Origin of the sequence: Pseudoalteromonas sp. Of11M-6 (genome assembly GCF_022347905.1) — a bacterium.
In the GTDB taxonomy this organism is placed as follows: domain Bacteria; phylum Pseudomonadota; class Gammaproteobacteria; order Enterobacterales; family Alteromonadaceae; genus Pseudoalteromonas.
The window spans coordinates 1-6,921 of the sequence record NZ_JAKRFW010000092.1; the positions used below are offsets into that span (position 1 = coordinate 1).

Genomic DNA, 6,921 nt, shown 5'->3' on the forward strand with positions numbered 1-6,921 from the left:
GTAATCTCGGTATTTGAAGCTCACCGACTGTGCATTCGCTGATACTAAACGTGCTTTGTTATACACGCAGCATTAGAAATGGCTGTCCTTCTTTCTCCTCCTTTTGCATCTACCTCCTCCTTTTATCCATCCCCATTTGTGATATCACTCGCTTGGCATTGTCGGCACACGCCATGTCACCCGGTTTGGCTTCTATGTCATTAAGGATGGAGTTTAATTGTCGTTTGTTGTCTGCAAGCTTTTTCTCCATCAGTTCAATATCAGCAAGTTTTTGACGTAAAGCGTTAAGTAACTGATCATGTTTCCAGTCACTTAGATCACTCGGAAGTAATTTACTCAACTCATCTAAACTAAAGCCTGCCTTTTGACCATTTGAAATTAAATGCAATACAGTTTCAGCTTCAGGGGGATAGATCCTATAACCATTGGCAGCGCGCTTAACTAATTTAAGTAGGCCAATATCCTCATAGAATCGAATTTTCGACGTCGCCAAGCCTGTTCTTTTTGACAATTCACCAATTTTCATAAACTCGAGTTCCTACTGCACTCAGTCTGCTACCTTAAATGAAAAAATCTGTGCTTATCCCAAACAATAGCAGATAACAGAAATTAAGTATTGACCTTCAAGTTTACTTTAACCTTATGCTTGCACAAAACAGATACAAATTAAGGTAATTTTTATGCAAACAATACTTGGAGCAAACGGCCAAATTGGTAGTGAACTCGCCCGAGCTTTAAAGAAAGACTTTACCGATAACATTCGTCTTGTCAGCCGAACACCAAAAAAGATAAACAACACGGATGAATTACTCAGCGCTAATCTACTTGACGGCAGTCAAACGCAAAAAGCAGTAGCAGGCTCTAAAATTGTTTACTTAACCGCAGGACTGCCGATTGACACAAACATGTGGGTTGAGCAATTTCCTATTATGATGCGAAATGTCATCGATGCGTGTACAAAACATAATGCCAAATTAGTGTATTTTGATAACACCTATATGTATCCGCAAAGCAATGAACGTCTCACAGAAGAAACACCTTTTTTGCCATATGGCGAAAAAGGCCAAGTTAGAGGCCTAATAGCGAATACGCTGCTCGATGCGATGAGTACAGGCCAAGTCAATGCGATGATTTGCCGCGCGCCTGAGTTTTATGGACCGGGTAAAACGCAAAGTATCACCAATACAACGGTTCTTGATAAGCTGCGAGCAGGCGATGCTGCGAAAGTATTTATCAGCGATAATACGTTACGTACCTTGATATACACGCCAGATGCTAGCAGAGCAATGGCGTTACTAGGCAATACCTCTGATGCGTATGGCCAGACATGGCATCTACCATGTGATGACAATCGACTCACTTACAAGCAAATCGTTAACTTAGCGAGCGAAATACTCGGCATTCAAGGCAAGTATTCAATATTAAAGAAATGGCAGCTATCACTGCTAAGCATTTTTAGCAAACCTATAAGAGAAACACGAGAACTGTTACCTCGATATGCAGTCGACAACATATTTGTATCAGAAAAATTTAAGCAGCGCTTTACGGAGTTTGAAATTACCACTTACCGAGATGGACTAACAACAACTCTCAAGGAATGACGACGTTATTTAATACCTAGATCATTAGGCGTTAAGTTAAGTGCTACAACTAACACACGCTTTGGCGAGGAACAAACACTTAGATTGCTAAACTTGGACTCTGTACGGGAAATTGCCCCGCACAGAGTTGATGCTTTTTATCTCATTCCTTTAAGAATTTCGACAATTTCTAGGGTGTTTTCAAGTACCCTGATGACCCTACCTTCAACGCTTATCGTTACCAAATCCCGATCTCTGTCGCGATAAATCACTTTGCCATGGTCGTAGATATCTGGATCTAAGCGTTCTCCAACTTGGAGCTTTTTTTGCCAACCTGGTGGAAGTGGCTTGCCCTGCTTCAACTTTTTCTCAAGGCCCGGTGGTAACTTCTCCGGTTTAGCATTCGCCTGATTTAAACCTAAAGTCAGACTAAAGGTAAGTAGAGAAAGTACAATAACTTTATTCATAACAACCTCTCTTTTAGAGCGCGGCATCATACACTTTGTAAACACAATGCCGTCTATAAAGTATTGTTAATAGTTTGAAATAAAGCTTATTGATATAAACTGAACAACAGTCACTAATATTTAGACTGATTTAGTTTTGTTAACGCTTTAACGGAGAAACGTTCAATGGCGAGCCCCAACTGAAGTCCAAACTTCTCAGCAACGCCTTTTTTAGCCTTATAAGCCACTTTATAAAGTTGGTGACTTTCATTTAGTGACATGAGTAAATCGTCGCTGGTTGATATTTCATCAACTAGTTTAAGTTCTAACGCTTGTGTACCAAACCAATGTTCTCCAGTGGCCACTTTCTCAATATCGAGCTCGACACGATTATCAGAGACAAAGTGTTTGAACAGACCATGCGTTTCTTCAATCTCCTCTTTAAACTTTTCTCTGCCTTTATCCGTATTTTCACCAAACAGCGTGAGTGTACGCTTATACTCACCAGCGGTTACCATTTCAAAGTCAACGTTATTCTTTTTCAATAAACGATTGAAGTTGGGGATCTGCGCAATCACACCGATTGAACCAATAATTGCAAACGGCGCTGCAATAATCTTATCTGCAACACAGGCCATCATATATCCGCCACTTGCAGCAACCTTGTCTACACAGACGGTTAGAGGAATACCCGCTTGCTTGATACGCGTAAGCTGCGATGCACCAAGTCCATAACCGTGAACAACCCCACCACCACTTTCTACAGACACAATAACCTGATCCTTTTCTTTATCTGCAATCGTTAAAATAGCGTTGATCTCTTCTCTTAAACCCGAGACTTCGTGAGCGTCCATACTCCCGTTAAATTCAAGATAAAAAACGTTTTTCTCTGCTTCTTTATCTTTATTTTTTTGCGCTTTTGATTGCGACTTATTTAGGGCTTTTAGCGCCTTTTTATCAAGCGTTTGCTGCAAAAACTGCTGCTTAGATTGTGCCAAGCTGTCGCTTAAATCGATAACTTCAATCTCACCCTTTTTCGATTTTGGTTTTGAGCTTGCTCCCACCATCAAAATAATGACTACTGCGATACCAAAGATAATGGTTACTGTCTTGGCTAGAAATAACCCATATTCAAACAAAAATGCCAAGTCGTTCTCCTCATTTAGCTCATAAAGGGGGCCATTTAACTCAATATTAAATGGACACAAAAAAGACCGCTAGCGCGGCCTTTTATAGTCTCGAAAAATGTCTTAGTTTGCAACAACATCCGGGTTAGATACTTGTAAAACCAAACCCTTTGACTTCAAGAAGCTTGCAACTTGTGTTTGCATTTCGAGTGACGCTGCGGCGTGTCCTGCTGCTGTACCACCAGCTCTTTCATCAAAGCCTGTCGTCAAGATTGAACTATGATGGCCCTGAGAGAACTTCACTACATAACTTCCAGGTGTTCCGTCTTGACTCATTTGCGTTTCGCTTGCAGGCATTAAGCCCATGAAACCAGCAAGTGGTAAGCTACCTGACAAGAAGCTGCGTTCTGTTGTTGGAGGAATAACCAAGTCAGCAGCATTGCCATCAACACCACCCGTAACAACGCTCATATATACTGGCGTTTGTAGCGCTTTCACGGAAGCTGCATAGTTAAGTGGATCGGCACTGCCTAATGCCGTTTGTGCTGCAAAACCAAACTGCGTCACCGTACCATCAATCAGTGCAAGTGTTGCGGTATCTTCAGCCGCCTCTAGCCCTGCTCTAAAGGTTGCATAAGCACACGACACAAACTCACTTTGTACAGCAGCAAGCGTACCACAGTCAGCAATTGCGCCTTCTTGCAGATAGGTATTAAACGCTTGCGATGCTAGGTTACCTGCAGAACTCAACACTGAACCTTGTACAAACGGGCCAAATGATTTTGATTCAATCAAGAAATTAGCAATACCCGAACCACCACTTGCAAGCGCTGCTGACTCAACTTTAAAGAAGCCATCAATTGCTGGATTTAATGGTGTATTGGTTTGTGCAAGGAAGCTTGGGCCTACAATAGAACCAAGTGAGTGACCTAGGTAACTAACTTGTTGAGTATTAAAGTTAACTTGACCGCCAGATGCCAGATTAATGAAGTTTAAGCCTAAACGTAAACCCATTAAATCTGCTGCTGATTGCTTTAAGTTATCACGCGCAACCAACAACGATGTAAGGTTCATGTAGGATAACACGCTACCTGTCGAGGCATTAAAATCATCAGTGCCATCACCATCGATATCTAAACCGCGAGCACCGTGCATTGGGTGATCGATCGCAACTGTGGCAAATCCTGCTTGTGTTAATGACAACGTCAAACCAAGCATGTCTTCTTTTTTACTCGTGATACCATGTTGCAAGATAACAACAGGCCAGCCGCCTTCTGGGCGCTGAGACTCATCCGCAGGCATTGTGATTTGCACAGGAACATTAGCAAGCCACTGCTCTTTAGGGATTGGATTGTACTTAGTTAAGAACTTAGTACCATCTAAACCTAAATCTCTCAACTTTCCACCCGAAAGTGTATTACAAGCAATATCATTTGGTTCTGTTGGCTCTGGTAAACCACCAGCTTGCGCCGCATATCCAGCGACAGCTACCGCGCTGTCGCAGCGAGCTTGCCAATAGGTATCAGCTAGCGCAGAGATATCTTTATTTTTTGGTTGTGATAAGTACTGAGGTAGTTGTATTTGACCTTGCAATAAACGTACGCTTCTAAAAGCAGGTAAAATAGCATCAGGCACTTTTCCTGCAAGTGCATCTGCAACGGTGATCACCGGTTGTGCAGGTACAGCGACAACAGGGTTAGCACCACCTTGTAATTTAGCGGCTAACAATTGCTTAGTCGCCGCCAATGCGTGGCCTGTCGACTGTGTCGTCATTGCAGCTGTATATATAATCTCTTCTTTACTCACCGAACCCGCTGCAGTTACCGCCCCTTCATAGCTACGAATCACAGCCTGAAGAGACTTCTGAGCATCAGTTACCAATGGCGCGTCTTGGCGCAATAAGGTGTAAGTCGAAGAAGCATCTACACTTTGACCTTTTGAGTCTTTAAGACCTTTGGTCAAAACAGTAATGTACGTAGTTTCAGGTTTGAATGGTTTAACTGGGATAATAACTAAACCGTTACCTGTGCTATTAGCCATGGTAACAAAATCACCATCAGGGCCAAATTGTAATTCAGCAATTGGCTTACAAGCGATACCTGAAGGCACCTGAGCACAGTCTTCGTCGGTTTGTAATGGTCCACCCATTGCAACTTCAAAAATTCGTACAGAGCCCGGGGTCATGACGCTTTGCGCATCGAGTGTCAAACCATTCGGTGTCGTCATGTCGATAACGTAAGGCATTTGCGTCGACCAACCATCTAAGGCGCCAATCACAATACTTGGGTTTGCGTAGCTTGCACGCGTTACCAGAGGGTTACCTTCACCATCTTTCACTCCTAACATTTCGTCAGGTAGGTTTAAGGTACCGTCTTGAGTGCCGGATAAAAGAATATCGTTTGGAACTGAGATCACACCACCTGATGGATCAAATTTAACAGAAATCGTTGGAGAAACGGGTGTAGTATCATTTTTTACATCTTCTAACGTTTCACCGCCTCCACAGCCAGCGAGTGCTGCTGATACTGCGAGTGAGAGTAGCATTTTTTTCATTTTATAGGCTCCGACATAATCTTATTATTATTGTGATAATTCTCGTTAAATCTATGTAATTGCATTTTTAATAAGACATTAGACCAGTTAAACTTAACTCAAACTTTGTTATTTCGCCAGCCATATTTACAATAAATTCGCTAACTTGCTACGGCATTGTGATAAAATAGCCCAAACATCTTAATTGGAGTCCAGAATGCAGACTTATCAAGCTCCTGAAAACGCACTTGCGAATAAAACGATACTAGTAACAGGTGCCGGCGACGGCATCGGCCGTGTTGCGGCGATTAATTACGCCAAATATGGTGCAACGGTTATTCTATTAGGCAAAACCACCAGTAAACTAGAAGCCGTTTATGATGAAATTGTTAACGCCGGTTACCCACAGCCTGCAATTGTACCTTTAGATTTACGTGGTGCAACCAAACAACACTTCCGAGACTTGGCTGCCACTATCGAGCAGCAATTTGGTAAGCTCGATGGCTTGCTAAATAATGCTTCTATTTTAGGCTCTTTAGGTCCAATGGAACACTTTTGCGTTTCAACCTTTGAAAACATAATGAAGGTAAACGTAACAGCCCAAGCGGTGATCACTAAATCGCTATTCCCAGTAATGAGAAAAGCGCCTAATGCTTCTATCGTCTTTACTTCATCGGGTGTAGGACGTAAAGGTCGTGAGTTTTGGGGAGCGTATGCAATTTCTAAATTCGCAACCGAAGGTATGATGCAAACTTGGGCCGAAGAAGTGGGTAAAACCAATATTCGCATCAACTGCATTAATCCTGGTGCAACAAGAACAAGTATGCGTGCATCAGCATTCCCAGGTGAAGATAAAGATAAACTAAAAACACCTGAAGAATTAATGCCAACATACCTGTACTTGATGTCTGATGACTCAATCGGAGTTAATGGCCAATCTTTAGATGCCCAAACCTACTAACTAGCACTTTAAAGGCTGCAGATCCACAATTGCAGCCTTCTATATTAACCTGAGGTTTGGATAAGGAATGTTCCAACTCATTGTTGCTAAAGCACAACTTAGTTTTTTCCTTGCCTAGCCAGAGAGTTTTAGGGAAAACACCGCTTCCTCGTCCTGCTCTCGCTAAGGTACCTACTTCCTGTAGGCAAGGCGAATTTACGCACCAATAGCTGGCTATTGGAAGTGAATTCAACGCAGTTAGCGCTAAAACTGGCTGCTAGAAAGGCATTAATTAT

At 42.4% G+C, this 6,921-nt stretch carries 6 protein-coding genes; 2 read left to right on the top strand and 4 right to left on the bottom strand.

The genetic code is table 11. The annotated features are described in order from the left end of the window. Nucleotides 1-109 precede the first annotated feature (109 nt). On the bottom strand, nt 110-526 hold the full coding sequence (locus MHN32_RS23120; protein WP_174168750.1) for a MerR family transcriptional regulator: 417 nt from the start codon (nt 524-526) through the stop codon (nt 110-112). A 154-nt stretch (nt 527-680) separates the two neighbouring features. Here MHN32_RS23120 and MHN32_RS23125 point away from each other — a divergent pair, with 154 nt between their 5' ends. Continuing rightward, the gene (locus tag MHN32_RS23125) at nt 681-1,601 is read left to right on the top strand and encodes an NAD-dependent epimerase/dehydratase family protein (protein ID WP_227387069.1); all 921 of its coding nucleotides are present in this window, start codon (nt 681-683) and stop codon (nt 1,599-1,601) included. A gap of 137 nt (nt 1,602-1,738) precedes the next feature. On the opposite strand, the gene MHN32_RS23130 is transcribed toward MHN32_RS23125, so the two are convergent. The 3 genes from MHN32_RS23130 to MHN32_RS23140 all read right to left on the bottom strand — a co-directional run bounded on the left by MHN32_RS23130 (nt 1,739) and on the right by MHN32_RS23140 (nt 5,706). Then, complete coding sequence (locus MHN32_RS23130) at nt 1,739-2,047, bottom strand: hypothetical protein (protein ID WP_045988126.1); 309 nt, start codon at nt 2,045-2,047, stop codon at nt 1,739-1,741. A 113-nt stretch (nt 2,048-2,160) separates the two neighbouring features. Beyond that, a complete protein-coding gene (gene sohB / locus MHN32_RS23135; RefSeq protein WP_102057869.1) occupies nt 2,161-3,174 on the bottom strand; it encodes a protease SohB in 1,014 nt (337 codons plus the stop codon). A 102-nt stretch (nt 3,175-3,276) separates the two neighbouring features. Beyond that, complete coding sequence (locus MHN32_RS23140) at nt 3,277-5,706, bottom strand: VolA/Pla-1 family phospholipase (protein WP_239422932.1); 2,430 nt, start codon at nt 5,704-5,706, stop codon at nt 3,277-3,279. Nucleotides 5,707-5,902: 196 nt separating this feature from the next. On the opposite strand from MHN32_RS23140, the gene MHN32_RS23145 reads away from it, so the two are divergent. Continuing rightward, nucleotides 5,903-6,646: a YciK family oxidoreductase gene (locus MHN32_RS23145; RefSeq protein WP_010604961.1), complete on the top strand. Its 744-nt coding sequence runs from the start codon at nt 5,903-5,905 to the stop codon at nt 6,644-6,646. The last annotated feature ends 275 nt before the right edge of the window (nt 6,647-6,921 follow it).

Bases quoted from the DNA above. Each gene is read 5' to 3' on its own strand.
- MHN32_RS23120 (WP_174168750.1), bottom strand. From the start codon at position 526: ATGAAAATTGGTGAATTGTCAAAAAGAACAGGCTTGGCGACGTCGAAA.
- MHN32_RS23125 (WP_227387069.1), top strand. From the start codon at position 681: ATGCAAACAATACTTGGAGCAAACGGCCAAATTGGTAGTGAACTCGCC.
- MHN32_RS23130 (WP_045988126.1), bottom strand. From the start codon at position 2,047: ATGAATAAAGTTATTGTACTTTCTCTACTTACCTTTAGTCTGACTTTA.
- MHN32_RS23140 (WP_239422932.1), bottom strand. From the start codon at position 5,706: ATGAAAAAAATGCTACTCTCACTCGCAGTATCAGCAGCACTCGCTGGC.
- MHN32_RS23145 (WP_010604961.1), top strand. From the start codon at position 5,903: ATGCAGACTTATCAAGCTCCTGAAAACGCACTTGCGAATAAAACGATA.